22 protein-coding genes are annotated in these 25461 nt (G+C 70.7%); 8 read left to right on the top strand and 14 right to left on the bottom strand.

Annotated elements, in window-relative coordinates:
- Positions 1 to 147: 147 nt before the first annotated feature.
- The 6 genes from M9914_05635 to M9914_05610 all read right to left on the bottom strand — a co-directional run bounded on the left by M9914_05635 (position 148) and on the right by M9914_05610 (position 6529).
- Positions 148 to 1278: a BMP family ABC transporter substrate-binding protein gene (locus M9914_05635; GenBank protein ID MCO5173658.1), complete on the bottom strand. Its 1131-nt coding sequence runs from the start codon at positions 1276 to 1278 to the stop codon at positions 148 to 150.
- Positions 1279 to 1436: 158 nt separating this feature from the next.
- Positions 1437 to 2366: an ABC transporter permease gene (locus tag M9914_05630; GenBank protein ID MCO5173657.1), complete on the bottom strand. Its 930-nt coding sequence runs from the start codon at positions 2364 to 2366 to the stop codon at positions 1437 to 1439.
- The gene (locus tag M9914_05625) at positions 2366 to 3493 is read right to left on the bottom strand and encodes an ABC transporter permease (protein ID MCO5173656.1); all 1128 of its coding nucleotides are present in this window, start codon (positions 3491 to 3493) and stop codon (positions 2366 to 2368) included. Before M9914_05625 ends, M9914_05630 begins: the two co-directional genes overlap by 1 nt.
- Positions 3490 to 5040 carry an ABC transporter ATP-binding protein gene (locus tag M9914_05620; protein MCO5173655.1) on the bottom strand — a complete coding sequence of 517 codons (1551 nt, stop codon included), beginning with the start codon at positions 5038 to 5040 and terminating at the stop codon, positions 3490 to 3492. Before M9914_05620 ends, M9914_05625 begins: the two co-directional genes overlap by 4 nt.
- 175 nt (positions 5041 to 5215) lie before the next feature.
- On the bottom strand, positions 5216 to 5800 hold the full coding sequence (locus M9914_05615; GenBank protein ID MCO5173654.1) for a NifU family protein: 585 nt from the start codon (positions 5798 to 5800) through the stop codon (positions 5216 to 5218).
- Positions 5801 to 5845: 45 nt separating this feature from the next.
- Positions 5846 to 6529 carry a Crp/Fnr family transcriptional regulator gene (locus M9914_05610; GenBank protein MCO5173653.1) on the bottom strand — a complete coding sequence of 228 codons (684 nt, stop codon included), beginning with the start codon at positions 6527 to 6529 and terminating at the stop codon, positions 5846 to 5848.
- A 215-nt stretch (positions 6530 to 6744) separates the two neighbouring features.
- On the opposite strand from M9914_05610, the gene M9914_05605 reads away from it, so the two are divergent.
- Positions 6745 to 7389, top strand: coding sequence for a hypothetical protein (locus M9914_05605; GenBank protein MCO5173652.1), 645 nt, complete (start codon positions 6745 to 6747; stop codon positions 7387 to 7389).
- Positions 7390 to 7484: 95 nt separating this feature from the next.
- Here the strand turns inward: M9914_05605 and M9914_05600 are convergent, their stop codons facing one another.
- Together M9914_05600 and M9914_05595 are read right to left on the bottom strand one after the other, a co-directional pair.
- Positions 7485 to 8705, bottom strand: a complete 1221-nt coding sequence (locus M9914_05600; protein MCO5173651.1) for a CoA transferase — start codon at positions 8703 to 8705, stop codon at positions 7485 to 7487.
- Between the two features lie 90 nt (positions 8706 to 8795).
- Positions 8796 to 9734 (bottom strand): glycerophosphodiester phosphodiesterase, encoded by a 939-nt coding sequence (locus M9914_05595; protein MCO5173650.1) that lies wholly within the window; start codon positions 9732 to 9734, stop codon positions 8796 to 8798.
- Positions 9735 to 10030: 296 nt separating this feature from the next.
- Between M9914_05595 and M9914_05590 the strand changes: the two genes are divergently transcribed.
- From M9914_05590 to M9914_05580, 3 genes are read left to right on the top strand one after another with little or no spacing between them, the layout of a single operon-like run.
- Positions 10031 to 11026, top strand: coding sequence for an ABC transporter substrate-binding protein (locus M9914_05590; protein ID MCO5173649.1), 996 nt, complete (start codon positions 10031 to 10033; stop codon positions 11024 to 11026).
- Between the two features lie 11 nt (positions 11027 to 11037).
- A complete protein-coding gene (locus M9914_05585) occupies positions 11038 to 11820 on the top strand; it encodes an ABC transporter permease subunit (GenBank protein ID MCO5173648.1) in 783 nt (260 codons plus the stop codon).
- Positions 11820 to 12569, top strand: a complete 750-nt coding sequence (locus M9914_05580; protein ID MCO5173647.1) for an ABC transporter ATP-binding protein — start codon at positions 11820 to 11822, stop codon at positions 12567 to 12569. The genes M9914_05585 and M9914_05580 overlap by 1 nt, the downstream gene beginning before the upstream one ends.
- A gap of 30 nt (positions 12570 to 12599) precedes the next feature.
- On the opposite strand, the gene M9914_05575 is transcribed toward M9914_05580, so the two are convergent.
- The 5 genes from M9914_05575 to M9914_05555 form a co-directional block, all read right to left on the bottom strand.
- The gene (locus tag M9914_05575; GenBank protein MCO5173646.1) at positions 12600 to 13529 is read right to left on the bottom strand and encodes an ABC transporter permease; all 930 of its coding nucleotides are present in this window, start codon (positions 13527 to 13529) and stop codon (positions 12600 to 12602) included.
- On the bottom strand, positions 13526 to 14470 hold the full coding sequence (locus M9914_05570) for an ATP-binding cassette domain-containing protein (protein MCO5173645.1): 945 nt from the start codon (positions 14468 to 14470) through the stop codon (positions 13526 to 13528). Before M9914_05570 ends, M9914_05575 begins: the two co-directional genes overlap by 4 nt.
- A gap of 103 nt (positions 14471 to 14573) precedes the next feature.
- Complete coding sequence (locus tag M9914_05565) at positions 14574 to 15656, bottom strand: hypothetical protein (GenBank protein ID MCO5173644.1); 1083 nt, start codon at positions 15654 to 15656, stop codon at positions 14574 to 14576.
- Positions 15646 to 16692: a beta-propeller fold lactonase family protein gene (locus M9914_05560; protein MCO5173643.1), complete on the bottom strand. Its 1047-nt coding sequence runs from the start codon at positions 16690 to 16692 to the stop codon at positions 15646 to 15648. Before M9914_05560 ends, M9914_05565 begins: the two co-directional genes overlap by 11 nt.
- Positions 16693 to 16828: 136 nt before the next feature.
- Complete coding sequence (locus tag M9914_05555) at positions 16829 to 18085, bottom strand: ABC transporter substrate-binding protein (protein MCO5173642.1); 1257 nt, start codon at positions 18083 to 18085, stop codon at positions 16829 to 16831.
- A gap of 232 nt (positions 18086 to 18317) precedes the next feature.
- On the opposite strand from M9914_05555, the gene M9914_05550 reads away from it, so the two are divergent.
- Positions 18318 to 18977, top strand: coding sequence for a response regulator transcription factor (locus M9914_05550; protein ID MCO5173641.1), 660 nt, complete (start codon positions 18318 to 18320; stop codon positions 18975 to 18977).
- A gap of 1 nt (position 18978) precedes the next feature.
- Positions 18979 to 19947 (top strand): HAMP domain-containing histidine kinase, encoded by a 969-nt coding sequence (locus M9914_05545; protein ID MCO5173640.1) that lies wholly within the window; start codon positions 18979 to 18981, stop codon positions 19945 to 19947.
- Positions 19948 to 20014: 67 nt separating this feature from the next.
- On the opposite strand, the gene rpoD is transcribed toward M9914_05545, so the two are convergent.
- Positions 20015 to 21226 (bottom strand): RNA polymerase sigma factor RpoD, encoded by a 1212-nt coding sequence (gene rpoD / locus M9914_05540; protein ID MCO5173639.1) that lies wholly within the window; start codon positions 21224 to 21226, stop codon positions 20015 to 20017.
- A 1409-nt stretch (positions 21227 to 22635) separates the two neighbouring features.
- Between rpoD and M9914_05535 the strand changes: the two genes are divergently transcribed.
- A complete protein-coding gene (locus M9914_05535) occupies positions 22636 to 23409 on the top strand; it encodes a c-type cytochrome (protein MCO5173638.1) in 774 nt (257 codons plus the stop codon).
- An 89-nt stretch (positions 23410 to 23498) separates the two neighbouring features.
- Positions 23499 to 25307: a PQQ-dependent dehydrogenase, methanol/ethanol family gene (locus M9914_05530; GenBank protein ID MCO5173637.1), complete on the top strand. Its 1809-nt coding sequence runs from the start codon at positions 23499 to 23501 to the stop codon at positions 25305 to 25307.
- Positions 25308 to 25461: the final 154 nt, after the last annotated feature.

Here is a 25461-nt window from a genome sequence, read left to right as displayed (position 1 = left end):
GCCCCCCGCCGGGGGCCGCGTGCCCCCCCCCCCGGGGCGGGGGGGGGGGGGGGCCCCCCCCCCCGGGGCGCCGACCCTCTCGTCGGTCCGGCTCGAGCCTACGCCCCCCGGCTCAGGCCGGACAGGGCCTTGGGCCCGGCCTAGAGCTCAGGGCTCGCCTTCCCAGGGGCCCTCGACGTTGTCGGCCGCCCACTGCAGGCCGAGTAGCTCCTCGACGCTTGGCGTGACGCCGACCCCGTACACGAGGTTGCCCTTGCGGTCGTAGACGGGGCCCGTGAAGGGGTCGAACGCCACGGGGTCGGTCGCCATCTGCTCGATGCGCAGCAGCGCGAGGTCGTAGACGGAGAGCCTGTCGCCGTTCGCGAGCTCGACGGTCCGCTCCTTGAGCGCTTCCTCGTACGCCGGGTTGATGACCATGCCCGGCTCGGCGCCCACCTCGACGGCGCCCTGAGCGAGGAGCCAGAAGTAGTCGACGTCCTCGAGGTTGGTGCTCGTGTAGGTGCCGTCGATGACCTTGCTCAGGATGTCGGTCGTGAGGACGCCCCAGTTGACGAGCTGGCCGGAAGCGATGGTGTCGGGCGCGTACGGCAGCATGGAGGCGTAGTGGGAGAAGCTCGGGTAGCCGTGCGCGGCGGCCGTCTGGGCGACGGTCGGGGTGTCCTCGGTGAAGGCGAAGACGTCGGCGCCGTCGGCGATGAGGGCCTCGGTCGCCTCCTTGGCGCCGGCGGGATCGAACCAGTTGTAGAGCCAGCGCACCACGACCTTCGCGTCGGGGTTGGCCTCCTTGACGCCGATGGCGAAGGCGTCGATGTGGCGCTTGACCTCGGGGATGGGGAACGCCCCGATGTAGCCGACGATGCCGGAGCTGCTCAGGCCCCCGGCGATCAGGCCGTTCACGTAGTAGACCTGGTAGAAGTCGGCCATGTAGGTGAGGAGGTTCGGGGCGCGCTCGACGCCGGTCGCGTGCCCGAAGATCACGTCGGGGTAGCGTTCGGCCGCGGCCAGCAGACCGTCGCCGAAGCCGAAGGACGTACCGAGCACGACGTTGCAGCCGTCGGCGACGAGCTGATCGACCGTCGCCTCGACGTCGGCCTCGGCGACGGCCTCGACGTAGGCGGTGGTGATGCCAGGCAGGTCGGCGGCGGTGGCCTTGCGACCGAGGTCCTGGGCGTAGGAGAAGCCGTAGTCGCCTACCGGGCCGACGTAGAGCCAGCAAGCCTTGACGTCGGTCTCGCTGACCTGCGCGGCAGCGCCGCAGAAGACGGTGATGAGTGCCAAGACGGCTAGTTGACGGGCGAACCGCATTATGAAGACCTCCGAGGTCGCGCCGGCCGGGGCTCTCGTCTCCCGGTAACGACGCGCCGTGACTGCAAAGCCGAACGCGCCGCGTTCGGCTCGCCCACCGCCGACCCTCCGTCGGCGGTCGTGGCTGATGGTCATTCGCGCTCCCCGCGCCGGTAAGGCACGCCGAGGGCCTCGGGGGCGCCGACCGCACCCCGCCCACCGCGCCAGGCGATGAGCGTGAGGGCGAGCACCGTGACGAGGTACGGGAGGAGCGTGAGGAGTTCCGGTGGCAGCACGGCCTGGAGCCGGAAGGAGAGGGTGAAGAAGGCGCCGAAGAGGAGGGCGGCCGGCACCGCGCGCAGCGGGTGCCAGAGCGCCAGGATCGTGAGCCCGAGCGCGATCCAGCCCATCCCGTTGGTGATGTTCTCGCCCCAGGCCGGCCGGTAGGCGAGGGAGAGGTAGGCGCCGGCCAACCCCGCCATGGCCCCGCCGACCAGGACGGCGAGGAAGCGCACGCGCCGCACGTTCGCGCCGGCGGCGTCCGCGGCGGCGGGCGACTCCCCCACCGTGCGCAACGTCAGGCCGGCGCGCGAGCGGAAGAGGACGAGCCAGACGACGAGCGCCAAGGCGAGCGCCGCGTACGTCAGCGCGTACTGCCGCGTGAAGAACGCGGGCCCCAGCAGCGGGATACCGGACAGGACGGGCACGTCGAAGGGCAGCATGGGCGCGGCGAGCGGCTTGCCCACCCACTCCTTGCCGAGGAGGTTGGCCAGCCCCACCCCGCCGATCGTGATGGCGAGCCCGCTGACGAACTGGTTGGCGAGGAGGAAGGTGGCGATAACGCCGTGCAGCGCGGCCACGGCGACGCCCGCGAGCACGGAGACGAGGAGCGCGAGCGGGAGCGACCCGGTCGCGGCGGCCACCATGAAGCCGGCGACGGCGCCGAGCATCATCATGCCCTCCATGCCGAGGTTGACCACGCCGGCCCGCTCGGCCACTACCTCGCCGAGCGCGGCGAGGAGGAGGGGCGTGCCGAAGGCGAGCGCGCGCGCCAACGTGGTGGTCAGCAACTCGAGCTCCATCACTCGCCGCCGGAGGCGCGCGGGGTCGGCCTGCCCGCCTGGCCCGCGTCGGGCGGCGCGGGCCGGCGCACGAGCACGGGGCGGTAGGTGAGGAGCGGCTCGGAGGCAACGAGGAGCAGGAGCGTGAGCCCGGTCATGACGTCGGTGAGCTGGAACGGCAGTTGCAGGCTCACCTTCACGACGTCGCCGGCGGCGAGCACCCAGCCGAGGAGCGGGGCCGTGATGAGCGTCGCCCAGGCGTGCCCGCGGGCCAGGAGCGCCACGAGGATGGCCGTGTAGCCGAAGCCCATGGAGATGCTCGTCGGTTCGATGAGACGGTGATGGATGCCCGCCACCTCGCCCGCGCCTGCCATCCCGGCGGCGCCGGCCGAGAGCGCCGCGAGGGCGAGCGTGGTCGGCAGGAGCTTGACGCCCGCGTAGCGCGCGGCGTCCGGTGCCTCGCCGAGCAGCCGGATGGAGAAGCCCAGGCGCGTGTAGCGCAGGAGCCAGGTGAGGCCGAGCGCAAGCACGATGCCTATCACCAAGGTCGGGACGTGAACGCGCGTGCCGTCGAGCACGCTCAAGTAGGTCTCGCGCGGGAAGCGGTCCGAGTAGCTGAAGCCCGTGACGGACTTGCCGCGCCAGGGTCCGTTGATGAGCCACCGGACGGCGTACAGCGCGACGTAGTTGAACATCAGGGTCGTGATGATCTCGTTCACGCCGAGGCGCGCCTTGAGGAGCGCGGGCACGAGGCCGTAGAGGGCCGCGCCGACGAACGCCGCGGCGAAGAGCGCGGGGATCGTCATGACGCCGAGGCCCGGCGCGAAGAGCGCCACCGCGCTGGCCGCCACCGCGCCGGCCAGGATCTGCCCCTCTGCGCCGATGTTCCAGAAGCGCGCTCGCAGCGCCAGTACCAGGCCTGCGCCCGTGAGGAGGAGCGGGATGCTGCGCCTGACTACCTCGCCGAGGCCGCGACCGTCGAGGAGAGTACGCCTAACGACGGTGGCGCCCGCCTCCCAGGGGTCGAGACCGTACGCCGCGAAGGCGACGAGCGCCGCGCCCAGGGCCAGCAGGAACGACGCGGCGCTCACGCCGAACGTCAGGAGCGGCGGCTCCGCGTCGCGCCTCACCCACCGCAAGCGCGTCATGCCGCAGCGCTCCCGCCCATGAGGAGTCCGAGGCGCTCCCAACCGGCCTCGGTGACCGCCTCGCTGATCGGGAGGGTGCCCGCGACGCGCCCGGCGAAGAGGACCACGATGGTGTCAGACAGCGCCCTGAGCTCGTCGAGGTCCTCGCTTATCAGGACGACGGCAGCGCCGCGCTCGCGCTGCGCGAGGAGCCGCTCGTGGGTCATGGCGGCGCTGCCGACGTCGAGCCCGTAGGTCGGGTGGGAGGCGACGACCAGGCTCGGCCTGCCGGAGAGCTCGCGCGCCAGCACGATCTTCTGCACGTTGCCGCCGGAGAGGGTGCGCGCGGCGGTGGCGAGGGAGGGGGTGCGGATGTCGAAGCGCGTGACCGCCGCCGCGGCGAACGCCTCCGCCTTGCGCCAGTCGATGACGGGACCGCGGGCGAACTCCTTGTCGCGCACCTGCCTGAGCACGAGGTTCTCCGCGACGCTCATGGTGCCGGCCACGCCCTCGGCGCGCCGGTCCTCGGGGATGTACGCGACGCCCAGCTTCCGCACTTCCCGGGGTGAGAGGCGGCCGATGTCGGCGCCCGCCAGCGTCACGCTGCCCTTCTCCGGCCGCGCCAGGCCCGTCAGCACCTGGGCGAGCTCGCTCTGACCGTTGCCGGCCACGCCGGCGACGCCGAGGACCTCTCCGGGGCGGACCTCCAGGTCGAGGCCGCGCAGCGCCGGCCCCCGCCGACCGCGGACCCACACGCCGCTCACGCGGAGCACGGGCTCCCCTTCCGGCGGGATGCCGAGCCGCTGCGGGGTGGCGGTCGGCGCGCCGACCATGAGGCGCGCCAGCTCGCTCGCCTCCACCCCGCCGCGCGCGCGGCGCCCGACGACCTTGCCGCCACGTAGCACCGTGATGCGATCCGCGACCCGGAGGACCTCCCCGAGCTTGTGACTGATGAAGAGGATGCCCCGGCCGTCCCTGCGCATGTCGGTGACGACCTTCAGGAGGGCGTCGGCCTCCTGTGGCGTGAGCACGCTGGTCGGCTCGTCGAGGATGAGGAGGCGCGCACCTTGCATGACGGCCTTGAGGATCTCGACGCGTTGCCGCTCGCCCGGCGAGAGGGCCGCCACCTGCGCGTTCATGCGCACCGCGAGGCCGTAGCGCTCGGTGAGCTCCGCCGCGCGCCTCTGCAGCGCCCTGGTGGGGCGCCAGAACGGCGTGCCGCGCAGGCCGACCGCCAGGTTCTCGGCGACGGTGTGGCGCCTGGCGAGGTTGAAGTGCTGGGCCACCAGGCCGATCCCGAGGTCCATGGCGTGCCTGGGGTTCTTGATGGTCACGCGCTGAGCGTCCATGGCTATGCTGCCGCCGTCGGGCTGCAGCAGCCCGTAGAGCATGCTGATGAGCGTGGTCTTGCCGGCGCCGTTCTCGCCCAACAGGGCGTGCACCTCGCCCGGCAGCAGGTCGAGGCTCACGGAGTCGTTCGCTACCACTCCTGGGAAGCGCTTGGTGAGCTCGCGAACGCTGATCAGCGGGACGGAACGAACACCCGGTAGGTCGTCGGGCGGTCGCACCTGGTCAAGGTAACACACGGTGCGCTCGGCGGGCGCCGGGGCATGAAGCGCGCCCGACCGGTGGGCAGGTCGGGCGCGGATATCGTGCATGGGCCCGCACTGGCGTGACCAGGGCGGGGGTCGACTCGGCCGGCGGCCGCTGGCGGCGGACCGGCGCCGGAGCGTGCGGCGGCGCTCAGGTCAGCGGCGACTCGGCCCGGCGCGTGTCGCGCTCGTAGTAGGGGTTCTCGCCCGTGGCGTGGTCCGTGGCGTCCATGACCCCGCGGATCTCGGGGACCTGCTCCTTGAGGATGCGGTCTATGCCCTGCTTGAGGGTCAGGTCGGCGGCGCCGCAGCCGTGGCAGCCGCCGCCGAAGCGGATGATGGCCATGCCGTCCTCGACCCCCTCGAGCGTCACGGTGCCGCCGTGGCCGGCCACGCCGGGGTTGATGTGCTTGTCGATGGCGTCCTGCACGCGCTGGGCGAGCGGGTCGTCCCAGCTGGGGCTGGGGTGATAGATGCGGAACCCGGACTGCATCACGCCCTCGACGAAGTCGACGACGGCGCCGTCCAACTGGCCGGCCGTCGCCGGGTCGAGGAAGACCGCGAAGCCCGCTTCCGCCTGGACGCGGTCGTCAGGGCGTTCGTCCTCGGCCCTGACCAGCCAGAGGCGCTGCTCGGCGCGGTTGCCCGCGATGCGCAGGGCGCGCATGCCTTGGCTGCTCTGCGCGTCCAGGAAGCGGAGGACGCGTTCCTTGGCGATGTCGGTGAACTTCAACATGAGAAGAGCGTACTCCGTTCTCGCGGCGCCGTGCGCCAAGCGGCCTTACAGGACCTGCATGACGTAGTGGTCCGTGGCGCGCTCCAGGCCGGGCACATCCGCCACGTACACGCCGCGCGTGCCGGACAGCGCCCCCTCGCTGCGGAGCTCGCCGAGGATGCGGGTGATCGTCACGCGGCTGGAGCCGGTGAGGTCGGCGAGGTCCTCGTGCGTGAGCGCGAGCGGGAGCTTGATGCCGCCCTGCTGGTCGTCCGCCGGCAGGCCGAACTGCTTGGCGAGGCGCAGGAGCGCGCGCGTGACGCGGGCGCCGACGGGCATCTCGGCCTCGTCGAGCATCTCGCGGCTGCGGCGGAGCTGGCGCGCCAGGCTGCGGAGCACGTAGTCGCGTAGGCCGCGGTCGTTCATGGCCTGCTGCGGGTCGATGGGCGTGAGGCACGCCTCGTGGACGGCCACGACGGTCTCGGCGTGGTTGCCGCCGTCCAGCGAGGAGAGGCCCAAGACGTCGCCGGGACCGTACAGGTCGGCGATGCGGTCGCGGCCGAGGCTGGTGGGGACGACCGCCTTGAGGACGCCCTGGTTGACGATGTAGAGGCTGCTCGCCTCGCGGTCGGCTTCGTAGAGCACCTGACCGGGCTCCAGCGTGCGCGTGGGCAGCGCCAAGCCGGAGGGAACGATGCTTGCCACCTGACAGGTGCTCGCCGTATCGAGTCGTTCGAACGTTTCGAGCATTGTTCGCGGTTCCTTTCGAGTCGGCGCGGCCCCGGACGACCCGCCCGGGTGAGGTGGGTGCGCTCAACTACAGAAACTATAGCAGGGCGACCCGGCTTTGTCCACAGCCCGCCAGCAGGGTGAGAACCGCATTAGAGCCGTTCTGGACGGCTCAGACGCGCCTCCCGCTCGCCCGTTGACAAGCCACGGCAACTACCTTAGCATTTTAGGTAACGATGGACCAGTCCCCGAGCAACCGTCCCCTACCCCCCGCGCAGGCGCGGGTCTACCAGCGCCTCCTCGAGCACGCGCGGCGCACGGGCGCCACGCCCGACCTGGCGGAGTTCGCGCGGGAGCTCGGCGTTCACTACGTCTCGCTGCGCCAACACCTCGAGGCGCTGCACGCCAAGGGCTACTTGCGCTTCGAGAGCCGCGGGCGCGGGCGCTCCCCGGTGCTCGAGCTCCCCGCCTTGGCCACGGGCATCCCTCTCCTCGGGGATATCCCCGCCGGCCCCCTCGCCATCGCCGCCGCCCACGCGGAGGCCTACCTGCCGGCCGCGGCCGGGGGCGGCCACGCCGAGTCGCTCTTCGCGCTCCGCGTCCACGGCGACTCCATGGCAGATCTCCTGCAGAACGACGACGTCGTGCTCCTGGCCCAACGCCAACCGCAGCGCAGCGGCGAGATCTGCGCCGTCAGGGTGGCCGAGGAGGAGGTGACGCTGAAGTACCTCGACCGCCTAGGAGGCGGCCGCTTCGCGTTGCGTCCGCACAACCCCGACTACCCGACGCTCGAGGTGACCGGCGAACGACTGGCGGTCGACGGCGTCTACCGCGGCCTGCTCAGGGGCACGGTGGCGGAGGCGTTGCTGCTCCGGGAGTGATGGGCGCGCGCCGGGCCAGGCCGCGCCCCGAGACCCCGCGGCGAGCGCGGCGCGGCCGCCCGCGGCGGTCGCGTACGACGCACCGCCGTCCGCGCCTACCCTAGGACCCGCACGACGCCCGCTGCCGCGAGCGCGTCGATCTCGGCGGCGCTCAGGCCCAGCTCGCGCTCGAGCACGGCCCGCGTGTGCTGCGCGAGCAGCGGCGGCACGGGTGCCGCGCCTGGCGCCGGCGCCAGGCCGAGCGAGCGCCCGTCCGGGCCTTGCGCGTGCCAGAGGGGGCTCGCCACCATCGGCAGGGCGCCGATGGTCGGGTGAGCCCCTTCGACGACCATGCCGCGGGCCGTCGCCTGCTCGTCGGCGAGGGCGTCGGGCAACGTCGTGACCGGCGTGGCCGGCACCCCGGCGGAGCGGCAGGCCGCCAGGAGCTCGGCAGCCCGCCGCTGCCTGATGACGTCCGCCAGGAGGGGAACGAGGGCGGAGCGGTTCGCCACGCGCCCGTCGTTGGTCGCGAACCGCGGGTCGGCCGCCAGCTCCCCGGTGCCCAGGACGGCGCAGAGGCGCGCGAACTGGCCGTCGTTGCCGACCGCCACCACCACGCCGCCGTCGGCCGCCTCGAACGACTGGTAAGGCACGATCGTCGGATGAGCGCTGCCGAGGCGGGGCGGCACCTCGCCCGTCAGCAAGGCGTTCTGGGCCTGGTTCACGAGGCTCGCGAGCGCGACGTCGAAGAGCGACACGTCCAGGCGCGCGCCCTCGCCCGTCCTCTCCCGCCGGTGCAACGCCGCCAACGCCCCGGTGGCCGCATGCAGTCCCGTCAGCACGTCGATCCACGCCACGCCGAGCTTGACGGGCGGCCCGTCCGGCTCGCCCGTCATGGCCAGTAGGCCCGACTGCGCCTGCATGGCGGCGTCGTAGCCTGGCTCCTTCGCCCGCGGCCCGTCCTGGCCGAAGCCCGTGATGGACACGTAGACGACGCGTGGGTTGGTGGCCGCGACGCTCGCGTGGTCGAGCCCGTAACGCTCCAGGTCGCCGACCTTGAAGTTCTCGACGATCACGTCGGCCTTGCGCGCGAGCCCGCGGACGACGGCGGCGCCCCGCTCGTCCTTGAGGTCGACGACCACGCTCTCCTTGCCCCGGTTGACCGACAGGTAGTAGCCGCTCTCGCCCCCCGGGTACGGCGGCCCCCACCGCCGCGTGTCGTCGCCGGACGGCGACTCAACCTTGACGACGCGCGCGCCGAGGTCCGAGAACAGCAGGGTGCAGTACGGGCCCGCGAGGACCCGCGTCAGGTCGAGAACAAGGAGGTCGTCGAGCATGCCCACGACCGCGAACCTAGCCGCGGCCCGCGGTCGCGGGCCGGCAGGGCGGGCGGGGCGAGGGGCGAGACGCCAGACCGGGCGCTCCGCTCAAGGCGCCACGAAGTCCGGGACGAGCCCGGCGTCGAACGCCCGGCCGAGGACCGCCAACGCGCGGTCGGGGCGATCGGTTATGAGGCCGTCGACGCCCATGGCGAGGAGGCGCCGCATCTCGGCGGCGTCGTTCACGGTCCACACCTCGACCTTCACGCCGCGGGCGTGCGCCGCCGCGATGAAGTGCGGCGTGACGACCGTGAGGCTCCCCTGCTGGACGGGCACCTGCACGGCCACGAACGGGGGCGTGTAGACGGCGCTGAGGCGGGCGCGCGCCAGCACGTAGAAGAGCGTGACCTCGGAGCGCGTGGCGGACGTGGCGACGTCGGGGCACGCCTGCCTGAAGGCCTGCATCGGGGCGCTGTTGAACGAGGCCACCAGGACCCGATCGCCGCTGCCGGTGCGCCGCAGCAGCTCGCAGAGCGCCGTGCCGGCGTCCGCCGTCTCCTCCTTGATCTCGATGTTCACGGACGCTGCGGGGAAACCGGCGAGCACCTCGTCGAGGGTCGGGATGCCGACCCCCTGGCCGCGGTAGGCGAAGTCGGCGTCCTGGCCGGCGGCGCTGGGGCCCGTCACGGTCCAGCGGTAGCCGTCGTCGAGGGCCTCGATCCGAGCGGCGCGCATGCCCGAGACGAGCCCCGTCCCGTCGGTCGTCCGGTCGACCGTGGCGTCGTGGATCACCCTGAAGGCGCCGTCGCCGTCGCGCTGGACATCGAGCTCGAGCACGTCGGCCCCTAGCGCGTCCGAGCCCGTGAAGGCGCGCATGGTGTTGTCCGGCCACAGCCCTTGACCGCCGCCGTGCGCGAGGACCAGCGGCCCGGCGCCGAGCCGCGAGTAGTAAGGGTGCGGCGCACGCGGGCCGTTGACGAGGGCCAGGACGCCGTAGGCGGCGGCAAGGACGACTACGCTGGCGAGGAGGGCCTTGAGGAGACGCATGATCACCGGTCCTATCCGGGGCGAGGAGCGAGGGGAGCTTGGCTGACGTACCTCTCGAAGAGAGTCTATGCGCGAAGTGGTCGCCCGTCACGTCACCGGCGCCGCGGCGCGGCGCATACGCGTCGTTCTGGTCGCGCTCCGAGCCGCTCCGTGCCTCGAGACGCGACCCTCACGGCGAGGGCGGCTGTATCATTGGCGCCTGTCACGCGCCCTCCGACCGTGGTGGTTCCTTGCGGCATGCTCAGCGCCCAGCGGCCCGCCACAGGTTCGAACGTGTGGGAAGGAGTGAAGGACAGGTGCCTGGACATCGTCTCGTACTACTCGCGATCCTCACCGTCGGTCTCTCGTTCGCCAACGCCCAGGAGGGCACGTCTTCTCCGCCGGTGGTCAACGCGGCCATGGAGGCCACGGGGACGTTCTCCTGGGTCCTCCACGGCATGGAGCACTTCGGCACGGCCGAGGCCAACGGCATCCGCGTCGTCGCCACGCCTTACGCCTCTAAGCAGGCCACGGAGATCGCCTTGCGCTCCGGCGAGGCGGACGTCAAGGTGGACGACTTCCTCGGGCCCGTGCTGCTGCGCGACGCCGGCATCATGGCCAGCGGCATCTACCCTTACGCGACCTCCGTCGGCGGCCTCGTCGTGCCGGCCGGCTCGGAGATAACCGGCATCGCCGACCTGGTGGGCAAGACCGTGGCCGCCGGCAGCCTACGGGACAAGAGCCTGCTCATCCTCAGGGCGCTCGCCGTCTCGCAGTTCGGTTTCGACCCGCAGGTCGATGCCGAGGTCGTGGCGGCAGCGCCGCCGCTCATGGCCGAGCTCACGGCGCGGGGCGAGGTGGACGCGGCGCTGCCCCTGTGGCACTGGGTGCCCCGGATGGAAGCGAGCGGCGCGCGCGAGGTCATGAGCGTGGCCGACATGCTCGCCGGCCTCGGGCTGCCTTCCGACCTCCCCAACCTGGTGGTCGTGGCCCGCGACGACATGGACCCGGCCCTCAAGACCGCCTTCGTCGCCGCCCTGCGCGACACCTTCGCGGCCATGCTCGCCACGCCTTCCGACGACCCGTTCTGGCAGGAGATCCTGGACCTGGGGCTCTACTCGCTGCCCGATCAGAGCCAGTTCCCTAGCGTCGTCGAGCGCTGGAAGATGGGCACAACGACCACGTGGACGCAAGAGTCCATCGACGGTCTGACGGCGATGGTCGACCGCCTCGTCGAGCTGGCCGGCCCCGAGGTGGTCGGCGTCGACGGGGTGGACCCGGCCGCGTACACCCTCGAGTTCCTGCCGGACTGAGCCGGGCAGCGGTGCGTTCGCCTAACCGGGGCGCGCGGACCGCCCTCCGTCTCGTCTCGTACGCCTCCATCTTCTTACTGTGGGTCGTCGGCGCCCGGCTCCTGGGCTCGAACGTGCTGCCCGGCCCTGGCGAGACCTTCGCGTTCGTGGCGCGTGAGGTCGCTAGGGGCGTGCTGCTCCCCAACCTATGGATCACCGCCCAACGGGTGCTCACGGCGTTCGCCGTCGGCATGTTGGCCGGCACGTTGCTCGGCGCCGCCATGGGGTCGTCGCGCCGGGTCGACGACCTGCTGCAGGGCTGGCTCGTGGTCGCCCTCACCGTCCCGCGCATCGTCCTGTTCGTCGTCGCCTACTTGAGCATCGGCCTGTCAGACCGCGCGCTCGTGCTGGCCCTCGTTATCACGATCATGCCTACCGTCGTCGTCGCCGTGCGCGAGGGAGCGAGGGCGCTAGACGGCGGCCTCATCGAGATGGCCGTGGCCTTCCGCCGCTCGCGTGCGAGCATCTGGCGCCGCGTCGTCTTCCCGCAGCTGACGCCCTACCTGGTGGGCACGGCGCGAGGAGCGCTGGCGCTCACGTGGAAGATGGTGGTCCTCGGCGAGCTGCTCGGGCGTACGTCCGGCGTCGGCTACCAGATCTCCTTCTACTTCCAGTTCTTCAACATGACCGGCGTCCTCGCCTACGGAGTGACGATGATGCTCCTGCTGGCCGTCATCGACCTCGGTCTCATGGGGGCCGTCCAGCACTTCGCCTTCCGCTGGCGGGCACCCGTCAAGGTCAACGCGGTCGGCTGATGGCGGAGCTGATAGCGCGCGGCCTCACGAAGGCGTACCCGAACGGCACCGCCGCCGAGCGGCGCGCCATCGCCGGCGTCGACCTCCACGTCGCGAGCGGTGAGCTGGTGTGCATCATCGGGCCGTCGGGCTGCGGCAAGACGACACTCCTCAACGTGTTGGCGGGGCTGGACTCGCCGGACGGCGGGACCGTCGAGATCACGGGCGGGCGCGGCCCGAAGCCCGTGACGAGCTACGTGTTCCAGGAGCCGCGGCTGCTACCGTGGTCCACCGTCAGCTCGAACCTACGCTTCGTCCTGGACGCTAGGCAGGACGCACGGGCCCTCGTCGACGCCTGGCTCGAGCGCGTCGGCCTGGCCGGTCGAGGCGACGACTATCCGCGCCAGCTCTCCATCGGGCAGCGCCAACGCGTCGCCGTGGCGCGCGCCCTCATCGTGCAGCCGGACGTGCTCCTCATGGACGAGCCGTTCTCCGCCCTGGACGAACTGACGGCCTCGCGCATGCGCGTCGAGCTGCTCGCCCTCTGGAACGAGCTGCGTTGCACGGTCGTGTTCGTCACCCACAACCCGCTGGAAGCGGCGCTGCTGGCCGACCGCATACTCGTCATGAGCCCCGGACCGGGCCGCATCGTCCAGGAGATCCGCCCTGCCGACGTGCTCGCGCGCCCGCGAGACCCAGACGACGCGCGGCTCTGGGAGCTGTCGAGGCGAGCCGTGGCGGCGTTGCGCGGTGGGGCGGAGGGGCGTTAGCGGACGCTTCGCGACGCGCGACGCCCCACGTCAACGTTGCGCGGTCATCCTCCGCATGAGCGCGGCGGCCACGACGGCCGCCAAGACCGGCGCCAGGACCGTGACGAGGACATCGGCGCGCATGGGCAACTGGTGGAAACGCAGCAGCGCGTGGCGCAGCAGGTCCAGCTGATAGCTCACGGGGTTCACGTACACGAGGACCTTGAGCCACTCCGGCAGCTGCACGACCCAGCCGCCACCGATCGCGAACACCCCGATGCGCCGCAGCTCGTCGCGCAGGTGGTCGGGGATGTCGAGGAAGCCGACGCCACCGATGACGCCCCGCAGCGGGAAGATGGAGCCCGACAAGAAGTAGAGCGGCTGGATGACGCCGTTCGAGATGCTGCCGAAGCCCTCGAACGTCTTCAGGCGCGTGGCGATGATGACGCCGATGGCCGTCATGAAGGCGCCGAGGCAGAAGATCACGCCCCACGCGCCGAGCAGCCCCCCGACGCTGAGCCGCACGCCGATGAGCGGTGCGAACAGGAGCGGGATGGAGCCCTGGACGAGCGAGATGGTCGCGCCGCCCAGGAGCTTGCCGAGGGTCACGGAGAGCATCGGCGCGGGCGAGACCACGACCTCGCGCAGCAGGCCGACCTCGCGGTCCCACACGAGGGAGATCGCGCACTGCAGGGCGGCGAAGAGCACGTTGAGGACGACCACGCCGGGCAGGATGTACTGGCCGTACGTGTAGCCCTCGATCTCGCGCAGCGAGGCGCCGAGGCCGTAGCCGAGGATGACGAGCCACAGGACGGTGCGGGAGAAGCCGCCGAAGATCTGCGAACGGTCGCGGAGGTAACGCTTCATCTCGCGGCGCCACATCACGAGCACGACGGCCGGGGCGATGCCGGCCCAGGAGCGGATGCCGACCGCCTTGGCGCCGAAGGTGCCCGAGGCTCCCTGGTTGGCCGCCGCGTTCATCGCGTGTGCTCCCCACCGCGTTTGGCGAAGCTCACCAGCCGGTCGCGGGCCGTCGCCTGCTCGTCACGCAGCTGCTTCCCGGTTAGGGCTATCAACACGTCCTCGAGGTCGGCGCCCCGGGGTGCGGGCTCGGGCGCTCTCCGGTCGGCCCCTCCCCGATCGACCGCTCCGGGCTCGGCTCCGCCGTCACCGGCCTCGTCGCCGTCGGCCCCACCCCCGTGACGCGCGACGAGCTCCCGCGGCGTGCCGACGGCGACGAGGCGGCCGGCGTCCATGATGCCGACGCGGTCGCACGCCTCGGCCTCGGGTAGGTTATGGGTCGTCATCAGGACCGTCATGCCGCCCTCGCGGAGCGCGTCTATGTGCTCCCAGAGGTTGCGCCGCCCCTGCGGGTCAAGGCCGATGGTCGGCTCGTCGAGGAACAGGACCTTGGGGGAGTGCGTGAGCGCCCTGGCGAGCTCCAAGCGCCGCTTCATGCCGCCCGAGAACGAGCGCACCCGCCTGTCGCGCGCCTCGGTGAGCGCCGCCCACTCGAGGGCCCGCTCGATCACCTGTTCACGCTCCTTACGCCCGATGCCGTACAGGACGGCGTGGATCTCGAGGTTCTCCCTGGCGGTCAGGCGGTCGTCCAAAGCGGGGTCCTGGAAGACCATGCCGAGCAGGCGCCTAACCTCGTGCGGTTGCCGCACGACGTCGAAGCCGAAGACGGACGCGGTGCCCGACGTGGGCCGGACCATGGTCGTGAGCATGTGCAGCGTCGTCGTCTTGCCGGCACCGTTGGGACCGAGGAGGGCGAAGAACTCGCCGGGCCGGATGGCGAGCGAAACGGACTCGACCGCCGTCACGTCTCCGTAACGGCGGCCGAGCCGGTCTGCAAGTATGGCCGCTTGGTCGTCCCCAGGTCCGCCCATGACAGTGGTGGCGCTGCCGGTCGGGCTCATCCAGTGGAGAGTACCGCGCTCATCCTCGCGAGGTGGTCGAGGCGCCCAAGCGCCGCGCGCGGAGCCGGGACGCACCCCGGCGCCACGCGCCGCCGCCGGCGCTTCAGCCTCCCAGAACCTCTACTGCTTCCTCGAGCGCTTCGAGGAGCTCCCTGCAGGCGGCCGCCGGGTCCGCGACCTCCGGACGCTCGTCTTCGTCGTCCTCGTCCTCCTCGTCCTCCGCCCCCTCGTCCTGGATGCCGGTGAGGGCGTAGATGACCTCCGCCGCCTCCTCGTGCACGTCGGGGGCCATGAAGCCGAGGAACCCGGCCAGGTAACGGGCGTACATCTCGCCGACCGCGTAGACGCCCTCGAGGCCGACCTCGGCGGTACCGGCGGCGTAGGCGCGGCACGCCTGCGCCTGCGTGGCGACGAGGCTCACGGCCAGGGCCGGCATGTCGCGCCCGGCGAACACCTCGGCATCGGCGATGGGTTCGATCAGGCCCAACATGCGCTGCGCCGGGGCCTCGGCCTCCTCGGGGTTGCCGACGAGAGGCTCGGGCGGTTCAGGGGCGAAGTAGATGTCGTCCAACTGGGCGACCATCTCGTCGACGTCGGCGGCTTGCGCCGGCGTGGCGTAGCTCCCGAGCTGCGCCCACAGCGCCTTGACGCTCTGCAGCGATGACCAGCCGCCCGTGAACAGGAAGGGCTCCTCGTCGAGGATGGCCTCCTCGTACCCTTCCGCGACGCCGCCCTCGCCGAGCGTCAGGTCGGCGATCAGGGCCGCGATGAAGGCGGGCGACTTCCGGACCTCGGCGGGGATGATCAGGTCGTAGGCGCGCTGGGTCAGCTCCGTGACTTCCTTGACGGACCCGTGGTGGTTCCTGCCCTCCTCGACCTTCTCCTCGAGCTCCTCGATCTCGTCCTGCAGCTCGGCGGCCAGCTCCGGATCGGCGGCACGCAGCGTGCCGATGAAGCGGTTGGCGTCGCTCTCGAGCATCTCGACCAGCTCCATGAGGTCGTCGTCGAGCGGAGCGTCGAACTGGTCGATGGCGCGTAGCCGCACGAGGATGAGCTCCATGCCGTACGCGCGGCTCTGCACGAGCGGTTGGCTGAAGAACGGCTGGTAGCCGTACTGGGCGAGCGCCGTGGCGATGAGGGCGGCGACGAGGGAGAAGGCGGCGCCGCGGAAGAGCTTAGAGACCACCAGGGATCACTCCGATCTCGGCCGAGTGCGCGCCCCGGCCGGCAGGGATGTTCTTCACGACGCAGCCGCAGGCCGTATCGATGACGCTGACGCTGTCCGAGAGGCCGTTGGCGGTGAAGACGGTCTTGCCGTCCGGCGTGATGGCGATGCCCCACGGCCGCCGCCCCATGTTCTCCTTGATCGTGTCGACGACCTGGTTCGTGGCCGTGTCGATGACGTAGACGGCGCTCGTGCCGCCGCCCGCCACGTAGAGGAGGGAGCTCGTCGGGTCTACGGCGATCTCGACGGGCCGCGAGTCCAACCCGAGGTTGATCGTGTCGATCACCTTGTGCGTGCTCGTGTCGATGACGGAGACGGTGCCGCCGATCTCGGCGGTGACGTAGGCGCGGCCGCCGTCGTTGGAGAACTCGACGACGCGGGGCCGGTTGCCGACGAGCACGTGCGTGACGACCTTGAGCGCCTCGCGGTCCACGACCGTGACCGTATGGGTGGCCTCGGCGGTGATGTAGACCCACTTGCCGTCGGGGCTGACGGCCACGCCCTCGGCCTCGACGCCCACGCGGAAGCTGGCGAGCTGCTCACCCGTGACGGCGTCGTAGCCGGCGCCCTGGGCGATGGCCTCGAGGGCCGCCCAGACCTGCGTGCCGTCGGGGCTGACGGCGACGCGCTCGGGGTTGCCGCCGGCGCGGAACTCGCGCACGACGTCGTTGGTGCGCACGTCGATGGCGAGGATCTTGTCCTCCGGCGTCTCGAGCACCGGGTTGAAGTCGCTCACCGAGGCGTAGACGATCGTGCCGTCGGGGCTGACCGCCATGCCGCGCGGCCGGACCTCGCCGGGCCTGCCGGAGATGGACAGGGTGTCGATGACCTCACCGCTTGCGGTGTCGATGACGGTGATGTCGGCGCTGAACTCATTGGCGACGTACAGCCGGTACGAGTCTTGGGCCAGCGCGGTACCGGCGGCCGACACCAGGCCGACGACCAGAGCGAGCAAGCCTACCCGGATGGCGGCGGCGAGACGTTTCGGGCGCTTCATGGTCTCCTTCCGCTCGCGTCCAACGAGCGCGAGCACGTGCGAGCGAGTGACGCGACGACGCCGGCACGGCGGGTCACGAGGGTCGTGCCGCACCACGTTATCGCCGGTGCGTAAGGCGAACGTAAGTGAGCCGGCCTTACCTTCCGCAGCGGGTGGCGGCCGCCAGTTCGCCCAACTGGTCGAGCCGCTCGACGACCTCCGTCCCGGGCATGTAGATGGCCGGGAGCTCGCCCACCAACGTGGCGAGGGTGAACCCCGCCTCCTCGGTCCGGTCGATCTTGACGAGGTAGAGGGGCTGACGGAGCTGACGGTCCCATGGCCTGAAGCTCGTGCCGATGCCCTTCCAGACGTCGAACACGGACTGCGAGCCGTTGAGGTAGGCCAGGACGGCGCCTGGGTCGGCGGAGTTGCCGAAGAACGCCGCCTCGTAGAGGATCTTGACGCCCTGGTAGACGGCCCAGGCGCTAGTGTCCATGGGCTCGCCGTACGTCATGCGGTAACGAGCGTTGAGCTCGCGCGCGCCGTAGGCATCGAGGGTGGCTTCCCAGGCCGAGATGCGGTGACCCGCGCCCAGCGTCGGCGCGGCCGCTCGCCATGCGCGGTAGAAGTCCCTGGTCTGCGCCTCGTCGTACGGGTAGCCGGTCACCATGGCGGAGACCCCACGGGCGTCCAGCTCGTGTACGGCGACGAGTTGGTCCTCCGCCGGCATGAGCAGGACGACGAAGTCGGCCCGCGAGCGGGCGATGCGCGAGACGATGTCGGCCCAATCAGCGGTGGGCCCGACGACGGAACTCCCGGCGACGTTGGCGGCGAAGTGGCGCTCCGACAGGGTGCGCTGGATCCGGTCGAGCTGCGCGGCCGACTCGGTGTCGTCACCCAAGAGGAAGTACCAGTCGCGCAGGCCGGAACGCACGTACCAGCCCGCCATGGCGTCCAGGTACATGGCCGCGCTCGGCTCGACGTGGAAGGTCGTCGGAGCGCACTGCTCGTTGCGAAGCACGTCGGCCGAGGCGCCTACGTTGATGAACGGCACCCCGGCGTCTGCGGCCCAGAGGGCGAGGGCCTCCGCCTCCGCAAGGTCGAAGCCGCCGACGATGCCGTACACCCCGTGCTCGTCGAGCAACGTTTGCGCCGCGTCCACGACCGCCTGCGGTCCGTCGGCCACCACCGTGTCGGCCGCGAACGCGTAGCCGAGCATCTCGGCGTTGAAACCGAACTCGTCGTTCGCCATCTCGGCGCCCTGCGCGGCCGCTCGCGCCAGCGCCCCGCCGATCCCATCGCTTTCCACACCCGGTCCTGGCAGGATGATCCCGACGCCGAATCCCGCCTCCAAGCCCTCCTGCGCCCGGACCGTCCCGACCAGGAGCAGGAGCGCCGCGACCGCGGACGTCACGACCCGCGCCATCCGCCGTGCGGTCGCGTTACGCGCTTCATCGTCACCGATCGATGATCTGACGACTCCGTTCAACTTCGTTCCGCCTCCATCCCGTTCCCCTAGCGTGCACGAGGCGATTCCGCCGGCGTTGGGGTCGACGGAACGCTTCCGATTCCAGGAGGCGATGATATAGGATGACCTGCGTAGGCCCGGTCCTCCAAAGCAGTCAACGCCACGCACGAGGGACGCCATGCGCATCCTGTTGTTGGAAGACAACCGCGACATCGCCGAGCCGCTGGTCGAAGCCCTCGAGTCGCAGCGTTACGACGTCAGGTGGGTCGAACGCCCGGACGACGTCTTCCAGGAGTTCACCAGCGGCGGCTTCGACCTCGCCATCCTCGACGTCATGTTCCCCGGCAACGACGACGCGGGTTTCGAGGTGGCCACCACGCTGCGGAGCCAGGGCTTCGTGGCGCCCGTCATGTTCATGAGCGCGCGCGACACGGAGGGCGACGCCGTCATGGGCCTCGACCTCGGCGGCGACGACTACCTCTACAAACCGTTCGGCCTGCGCGAGTTCATGGCGCGGGTACGCGCGCTCCTTCGCCGCGCGGCGGACAACAAGCGCACCGTGTTCGAGAGGGCCGAGCTGCGCATCGACCTGACCACGCGCCGGGTCCTGTGGGGCGGCTCCAACGTGGACCTGACCGAGCGCGAGTTCGTCATGCTCGAGTACTTCGCCCACTACCCAGACCGCACGTTCAGCACGGACGAGCTCCTCGACCGCTTCTTCCCTGAGGCGACGTCGGGCGCCAGCGTGGTGCGCGTCTACGTCAGCCAGCTCCGCCACAAGATCTCGGACGGGATCATCCAGACCGTGCCGGGCGGCTACCGGCTGGGGCCGGCCTGACGTGCGGCGCGCCGTCTTCGTCGCAGTGCTCGGCGCGGTCGTCAGCGCGATCCTCGTGGAGGGGACCCTCGACGTATGGATCGACCAGTTCGAGGACGAGCGCCTCTTCCTTGACCTCATCGACATCCCGATCATGCTCGGCATCGCTGTCCTCGCCGCCTGGCTGCTCGCACGCCGCATAGGCGCGCCGCTGCGCCGGCTGACCGCAGCCACCCGGCACGTCGCGGAGCAGTCGTTCGACCGACCGCTCCAGGTCCCGGCCGGCAGGGACGAGCTCGCCGAGCTGGCGGCCAGCTTCAACGCCATGGCGGCGACCATCGAGGGGTACGTGGAGCGCGAACGTGCCTTCACCCGCTACGCCTCCCACGAACTGCGCACGCCCTTGAGCGCCATGCGCCTGCAGATCGAGCGCGCCCAACTCGGCTACGTCCCCGCCACCGAGGTCATGCCGGCTCTGGCGCGCGGCGTGGCGCAGCTGGAGGAGATCCTGGCGGCGCTCCTGGCGCTCGCGCGCGCCTCGGAGCCGCAGCCGGACACGCGCTCGGCCTCGGCCGTCGTCACCGACGTGATCTCCGGCCTCACCCCCGATGAACGCGGCCGCGTCAGGCTCCTGCCGGCCGTCGCGGACACCCCCGTCAGGCATGCGCGCCTCTTCCAGCAAGCGGTGACCAACCTGCTCGACAACGCCCTGCGGCACGGGAGCGGTGCCGCGACGGTCGAACTGCGCGTCGGCGAGCGCTTCGTAACCCTGTACGTCAACGACGAAGGGCCCGGGCTCGCCTCCCCCTATCTCGAGCGCGCCACGGAGCCCTTCTACCGGGCAGGCGAGAGCGACGGCATGGGCTTGGGCCTCTCGTTCGTCGCGTTCCTGGCGAAGGCGCTCGAGGGCGACCTCAACCTCTCCAACTCCGAAAGGGGTTTGATGGCGGAGCTCTCGCTCCCGATCGTCGCGGCGTCCGCAGCGCCGTGATCCGCAACGGTGAGCGCCGCCCCGCGCGGGAGGGGCGGCGCTCACCGACCTGCCTGAGTCGGGCCGCTCAGTCCAGGAAGTCCCTGAGCTTGCGGGTCCGGCTCTCGTGGTACTTGAGCTTGCGCAGCGCCTTGTTCTCGATCTGGCGGATGCGCTCGCGCGTGACGCCGAAGTAGCTGCCGACCTCCTCGAGCGTGTGCTCGCGGCCGTCCACCAGCCCCTTGCGCAGCTTGAGGACCATCGCCTCGCGCTCGTTCAGCTTGTTCAGCGCCTCCTCGAGCTCCTCGCTGAGGATGTTCTTCGAGGCCTCGTCGACCGGCGACTCGATGTTGTCGTCGGGGATGAAGTCGCCGTAGAAGCTGTCCTCCTCGTCGCCGATGGGCGTCTCGAGGGAGAACGGCTCGCGCGTCAGCTTGAACGCCTCCTCGACCTTCTCGGCGTTCCAGTCGGGGCCCATGGCATCGGCGATCTCGGCGAAGGTCGGCTCGCGCGACAACTCCTGCTGCAGGCGCCGGCTCGCGCGCGTGAGCTTGTTGATCGTCTCGACCATGTGGACCGGGATGCGGATGGTCCGCGACTGGTCGGCGATGGCGCGGTTGATGGCCTGCCTGATCCACCAGGTCGCGTACGTCGAGAACTTGTAGCGGCGGCGGTACTCGAACTTCTCGACGGCGCGGATGAGGCCCTGGTTGCCCTCCTGGATGAGGTCGAGGAAGCTCATGCCGCGGCCGTTGTACTTCTTCGCGATGCTGACCACGAGGCGCAGGTTGGCCTCGATCAAGTGCTTGCGGGCCAGGTCGCCGTCCTCAACGACCCGCTGGTGGCGCCTGCGCTCACGCTCCTCGCCCGCGCCGTCCCACTCCTGCAGCAGGGCGCGCGAGTTCTCGCCTTCCTCGATGCGCCGCGCGAGGTCGATCTCCTCGTCCAGTGTGAGGAGCTTGACGCGCCCGATCTCCTGCAGGTACTGGCGGACGGGGTCGTTCGTCTTCGGGCGGGCGTCGGCCATGGCCTCCGCGCGCGCCTCGAGCTCCTCGCGGTCGAGGTCCTCCTCCCCCTCCTCATCGAGCTCGTCCTCGTCGAGTTCGTCCTCGTCGAGCATCTCGTCGTCCGCCAGGTCGGCGACGATGATCCCCTTCGACTCGAGCAGCTCCATCAGCTCCTCGAAGCTCTGCTCCTCGGGATCGAGGCCGGCGCTCTCCACGGCGCGCCTGAAGGCGTCGCTGACCTCCTCGGAGTCGAGCTGACCGCCGTCGTTGCCACGCGCGACGAGCGATGCGATGACGGGCGACTGGAGCCAGGCGCTCGAACCGCCGCCCTGGTCGGCGCTCTTGGCCTTCTCCGCCTTGGCGGCGGACTGCTTCTGGCCGGCCGGCTTGGCGGACGCCTTGCCGGCAGGCTTCTCGGCGCTCACGGCCGCGGGGGCCTCGGAGGGCGTCTGCTTGGAGGTCCTCGCCTTGGTGGCGGACTTGGTGGCGGACTTGGGCGCGGACTTGGCTTCCGGCGCCTCGCCCGCCTTCGCGGCCTTCGTCGCCGGTTCGCTCTTCTCGCCCTTCGCCGCGGGCTTGGCCGAGCCGGCGGCGCTCTTGGCCGACTTAGCCGCGGCGGCCGGCGCCGGCGCGGAGGCCGCCTTGGCCGTGCCGGCCCCGCTCTTGGTCGGCTTCGCGGTCGGCGCCTTGCCGGCCGGTTTCGTCGGCTCGCTCGCCGTCATCACCTTGCCGGCCGCCGGCTTGGCGGCGGGCTTGGCCGACTTGGCGGAGCCGGACTTGGCAGGTGCGCTCTTGGCGGGCGCGCTCTTGGCAGGTGCGCTCTTGGCGGAGGCGCTCTTGGCCGGTGCGCCGCCGGCGGAGGCGCTCTTGGTAGCGGCGCTCTTCGGTGCGGCGTTCTTCGGTGCGCCCTTTCCCGTCTTGGCAGCGCCGGTGGAGGGCGGCTCCTTGGCCGCTCCGGCCCCCGCCGCTTTGGCCTTCACGTCCACGGACTTGGTAGCCGCAGACTTGGCGGCCGCAGACTTGGCGGCCACCGCCCCGGCGGCAGCCGGCTCGGCTGGCTGCTTCGGCGCGCCCGCGGCGGCCGCGCCCTTCGTCCCAGTCTTGCCCGTCTTGTTCTTGCTGGCCACCGTTACCTCCCGGGAAGCGTTCGCTGCCGTACAGCGCACGGTTCGATGTCACGACACGAGACCATGGACGACCACCCGGGCCGTCCAACCGTTCTCACTTGACCCCGCACAGAAGCTCTTACTCCTGTCACCTGCTCGCTTGAACGAGATGCGGAGCCCTGCTCCGACACCCGCACCCGCCCGTTACGTTGCGAGGCGTGAACGCGGGCCGCGAACAAGCAGGATAGCACGCGGCCCGAGACCGGACCCGGGCATGCGCTACCGCTCTCGTATCGGCCCCCACCGATGCTGGGCCCTCGCGCTTTGAGCGTCCCTCACGGCAGCCACCGACTGCGCATCGTCGTGCACGAGGCCTTGCTACTTGCGCGGGACTTATGTCCCGAATATCATCTTCCTCAAATCTGTTTGCGTTTGGGCTTCGCACCCCACCATCCGAAGGGGTCGGCCACGCAGGTCATACGGGCTCTCGGAGAGTTACCCCTGCCCAGCGAACCCCAAGCTTCCCCCCGCGAGAGCGAGGCCAGCCGAGAACCGTGACCGGCCAAACCCACGCGAACTTGACGGAGGCGAAGTAGATGATAGACAGGCAATTCAAGCGTCTCGCCCTGCTTGCGGCGACGGCCATGGCTGGTCTCACCTTCTACGTCATGGCGCAGGAAGCCGCACCAGCGGACTTCACCGTCGCCACGACGGCCGATTACGGCACCTACCTGGTCACCCCCGACGGGCACTCCCTGTACCTCTACGTCAAGGACGAAGGCGGCGTCAGCGCGTGCGTTGACGCCTGTGCCAACAACTGGATCGCCCTGCTGGCGGGAGACGACGGCGTGGCCACGGCCGGCGAGGGCGTAGACCAGAGCCTGGTCGGCACGACCACGCGCGCTGACGGCGGCGTCCAGGTCACGTACGGCGGCCACCCCCTCTACACCTTCAAGCGCGACACGGCCCCCGGCACGACCCGCGGCCAGAAGCTCGGCGGCGAGTTCTTCCTCGTGTCGCCGACCGCCGCCGCCATCGAGGACAAGCTCCCCGAGCAGCAGGCCGACATCTCGGAGTCCGATCTCGACGCCCTCAAGGCGACGGGCGCCGCCGTCTTCGCCGCCAACTGCGCCGTCTGCCACGGCGACAACGGCGAGGGCCGCATCGGACCTGCGCTGGCGAACAACAGCATCGTCGGCAACACCGATTTCATCGTCGAGCGCGTGCTCAACGGCTTCATCGAGCACGGCATGCCGCCCTTCAAGGCCCTCGACGACCAGCAGATCGCTGGAGTTATCACCTTCGTACGCACCTCCTTCGGCAACGACTACGGTGCCGTTCTCGCAGAGGAGGTGAGCACTCGGCGGTAAGGGCCTGACGCACCAGGCCCAAGCAGCGAAGTGTCCCAGATCTCGCCCGACCTTCCACGTACTCTAGAAAGGTATTGGTGGCAACCAGAATGACGTATACGCAACCCGCCAGACGCAACGGCAGGCGCTCCATCGCGCTCGGCTGCGCGCTCGCCGTCCTCCTCACGGTCGGTGCGGCCTTCGCCAACGCCGAGCTCATCCGGATCCAGCGCGATGCCGGCCAGTGGGTGATGGCGAACGGCAACTACCAGGGCTGGAACTACAGCACGCTCAACCAGATCACGAGCTACAACGTCAAGAACCTGCAGGTGAAGTGGACGCTGCAGCTCGGCGTCACGGACTCCCTCGAAGCTCCGCCCATCGTGGTCGGTAACACCATGTACATCCTCACGCCGAAGCCGAACACGGTGTACGCGCTCGACCTGACGCGCGAAGGGTTCATCAAGTGGTCGTACCGCGTCGACCAGCCGAACCTCTCGCAGGCCAAGGCGTGTTGCGGCGCCCAGTCGCGCGGCATCAGCTACGCCGACGGCAAGATCATCCTCAACTCGCTCGACGGCCAGCTCATGGCCCTCGACGCCGGCACGGGCGCCGTCCTCTGGAACACCCAGGTCACCGACCTGAGCATCACCGAGACGACGACCAACGCCCCCCTCATCGTCGGCAGCAACATCCTGATCGGCAACGAAGGCGGCGAGCGCGGCGTGCGTGGCTGGGTGGCCGCCTACGACCTCCAGACCGGCGAACAGGTCTGGAAGTTCTACAACACGGGCCCGAACGCCGACATGGGCATCGGCGAGCGCTGGAACCCCTTCTACGAGATCGACAAGAAGTGGACCGAGCCGGGCGTCGACACCTGGTACGGCGACTCCTGGAAGCTCGGCGGCGGCACGGCGTGGGGCTACTTCACGTACGACCCCGAGTCGAACCTCTTCTACTACGGCACCGCCAACTGCGGTCCGTGGAACCCGGACTACCGCCGCGACCCGGCCACCGCGCCCGGCCTCGACCAGTACCTGTCCAAGTACTGCGCCTCGACCATCGCGCGTGACGCGACGACGGGCGAGATGGTCTGGGCCTACCAGAACACGCCGCAGGACCAGTGGGACTTCGACGAGCCGGGCCAGAACTTCGTGGCCGACCTCACCATCGACGGCCAGGTCGTCAAGGCCCTCATCAAGCCCGCTCGCAACGGCTTCTTCTACGTGTTCGATCGCCTGACGGGCGAGCTGGTGCGCGACGTCTTCGCGTACACGAACGTCAACTGGGCCTCCGGCGTCGACCGCGAGACCGGCATGCCGATCTACAACGAGGACGCCCTGACCTACACGGACATCCCGACCCCGATCTCGGTCTGCCCCTTCATCGCCGGTAACAACTGGTACAACGACGCGTACTCGCCCGCCACGGGCCTCGTCTACTTCCAGGCCGAGAACCGCTGCGCGACGTTCACGGGCACGGAAGCCGAGTACACCCCCGGCGAGAGCTACATCCTGATGAGCTTCACGGACATCGGGAACGGCCCCGGCGGCTGGACCGGCGAGCTGCAGGCGTGGGACCCGGTCACGGGTCAGAAGGCCTGGGGTCTCAAGACCTCGACCGGCAACGACGCCAAGCCCGTCTTCGCGACGGCAGGCAACCTCGTCTTCGGCGGCACCGACACTGGCGAGTTCCGCGCCGTGGACGCCCGCAGCGGCCAGGTCCTCTGGACGTTCCGCACTGGCTCCAACTTCCGCGGCTCCCCCATGAGCTACACGGGCCCTGACGGCAAGCAGTACCTGGCGGTCGTCACGAGCCAGGCGCCGACGGACCCGCAGATCGGCACGGACACGACGGCAGACGCCGCCGGGCGCTACCGCCGCGCCGGTACGACGCTGTACGTCTTCGGGCTGCCCTGAGCATGCTCGAACCGCCTCTCGAGCACCGCGAGGCGGCCTAGCTTGAGACGAGCGTGCGGGCAGTCGCGACTGCCCGCACGCTCTCTTACAAACCGCGCCTGCATCACAGCCGCACCGCAACCGCACCGCGACAGCCAAACGCGACGAGATGAAA

The sequence above is a fragment of the Trueperaceae bacterium genome (assembly GCA_023954415.1).
In the GTDB taxonomy this organism is placed as follows: domain Bacteria; phylum Deinococcota; class Deinococci; order Deinococcales; family Trueperaceae; genus JAAYYF01.
This window is presented reverse-complemented; position numbering and strand designations above follow the sequence as displayed.

Coding starts and splice junctions, on each gene's coding strand:
- M9914_05630 (MCO5173657.1), bottom strand. CDS start 2,366: ATGGAGCTCGAGTTGCTGACCACCACGTTGGCGCGCGCGCTCGCCTTC.
- M9914_05625 (MCO5173656.1), bottom strand. CDS start 3,493: ATGACGCGCTTGCGGTGGGTGAGGCGCGACGCGGAGCCGCCGCTCCTG.
- M9914_05615 (MCO5173654.1), bottom strand. CDS start 5,800: ATGTTGAAGTTCACCGACATCGCCAAGGAACGCGTCCTCCGCTTCCTG.
- M9914_05610 (MCO5173653.1), bottom strand. CDS start 6,529: ATGCTCGAAACGTTCGAACGACTCGATACGGCGAGCACCTGTCAGGTG.
- M9914_05605 (MCO5173652.1), top strand. CDS start 6,745: ATGGACCAGTCCCCGAGCAACCGTCCCCTACCCCCCGCGCAGGCGCGG.
- M9914_05600 (MCO5173651.1), bottom strand. CDS start 8,705: ATGCTCGACGACCTCCTTGTTCTCGACCTGACGCGGGTCCTCGCGGGC.
- M9914_05595 (MCO5173650.1), bottom strand. CDS start 9,734: ATGCGTCTCCTCAAGGCCCTCCTCGCCAGCGTAGTCGTCCTTGCCGCC.
- M9914_05580 (MCO5173647.1), top strand. CDS start 11,820: ATGGCGGAGCTGATAGCGCGCGGCCTCACGAAGGCGTACCCGAACGGC.
- M9914_05575 (MCO5173646.1), bottom strand. CDS start 13,529: ATGAACGCGGCGGCCAACCAGGGAGCCTCGGGCACCTTCGGCGCCAAG.
- M9914_05570 (MCO5173645.1), bottom strand. CDS start 14,470: ATGAGCCCGACCGGCAGCGCCACCACTGTCATGGGCGGACCTGGGGAC.
- M9914_05560 (MCO5173643.1), bottom strand. CDS start 16,692: ATGAAGCGCCCGAAACGTCTCGCCGCCGCCATCCGGGTAGGCTTGCTC.
- M9914_05550 (MCO5173641.1), top strand. CDS start 18,318: ATGCGCATCCTGTTGTTGGAAGACAACCGCGACATCGCCGAGCCGCTG.
- M9914_05535 (MCO5173638.1), top strand. CDS start 22,636: ATGATAGACAGGCAATTCAAGCGTCTCGCCCTGCTTGCGGCGACGGCC.
- M9914_05530 (MCO5173637.1), top strand. CDS start 23,499: ATGACGTATACGCAACCCGCCAGACGCAACGGCAGGCGCTCCATCGCG.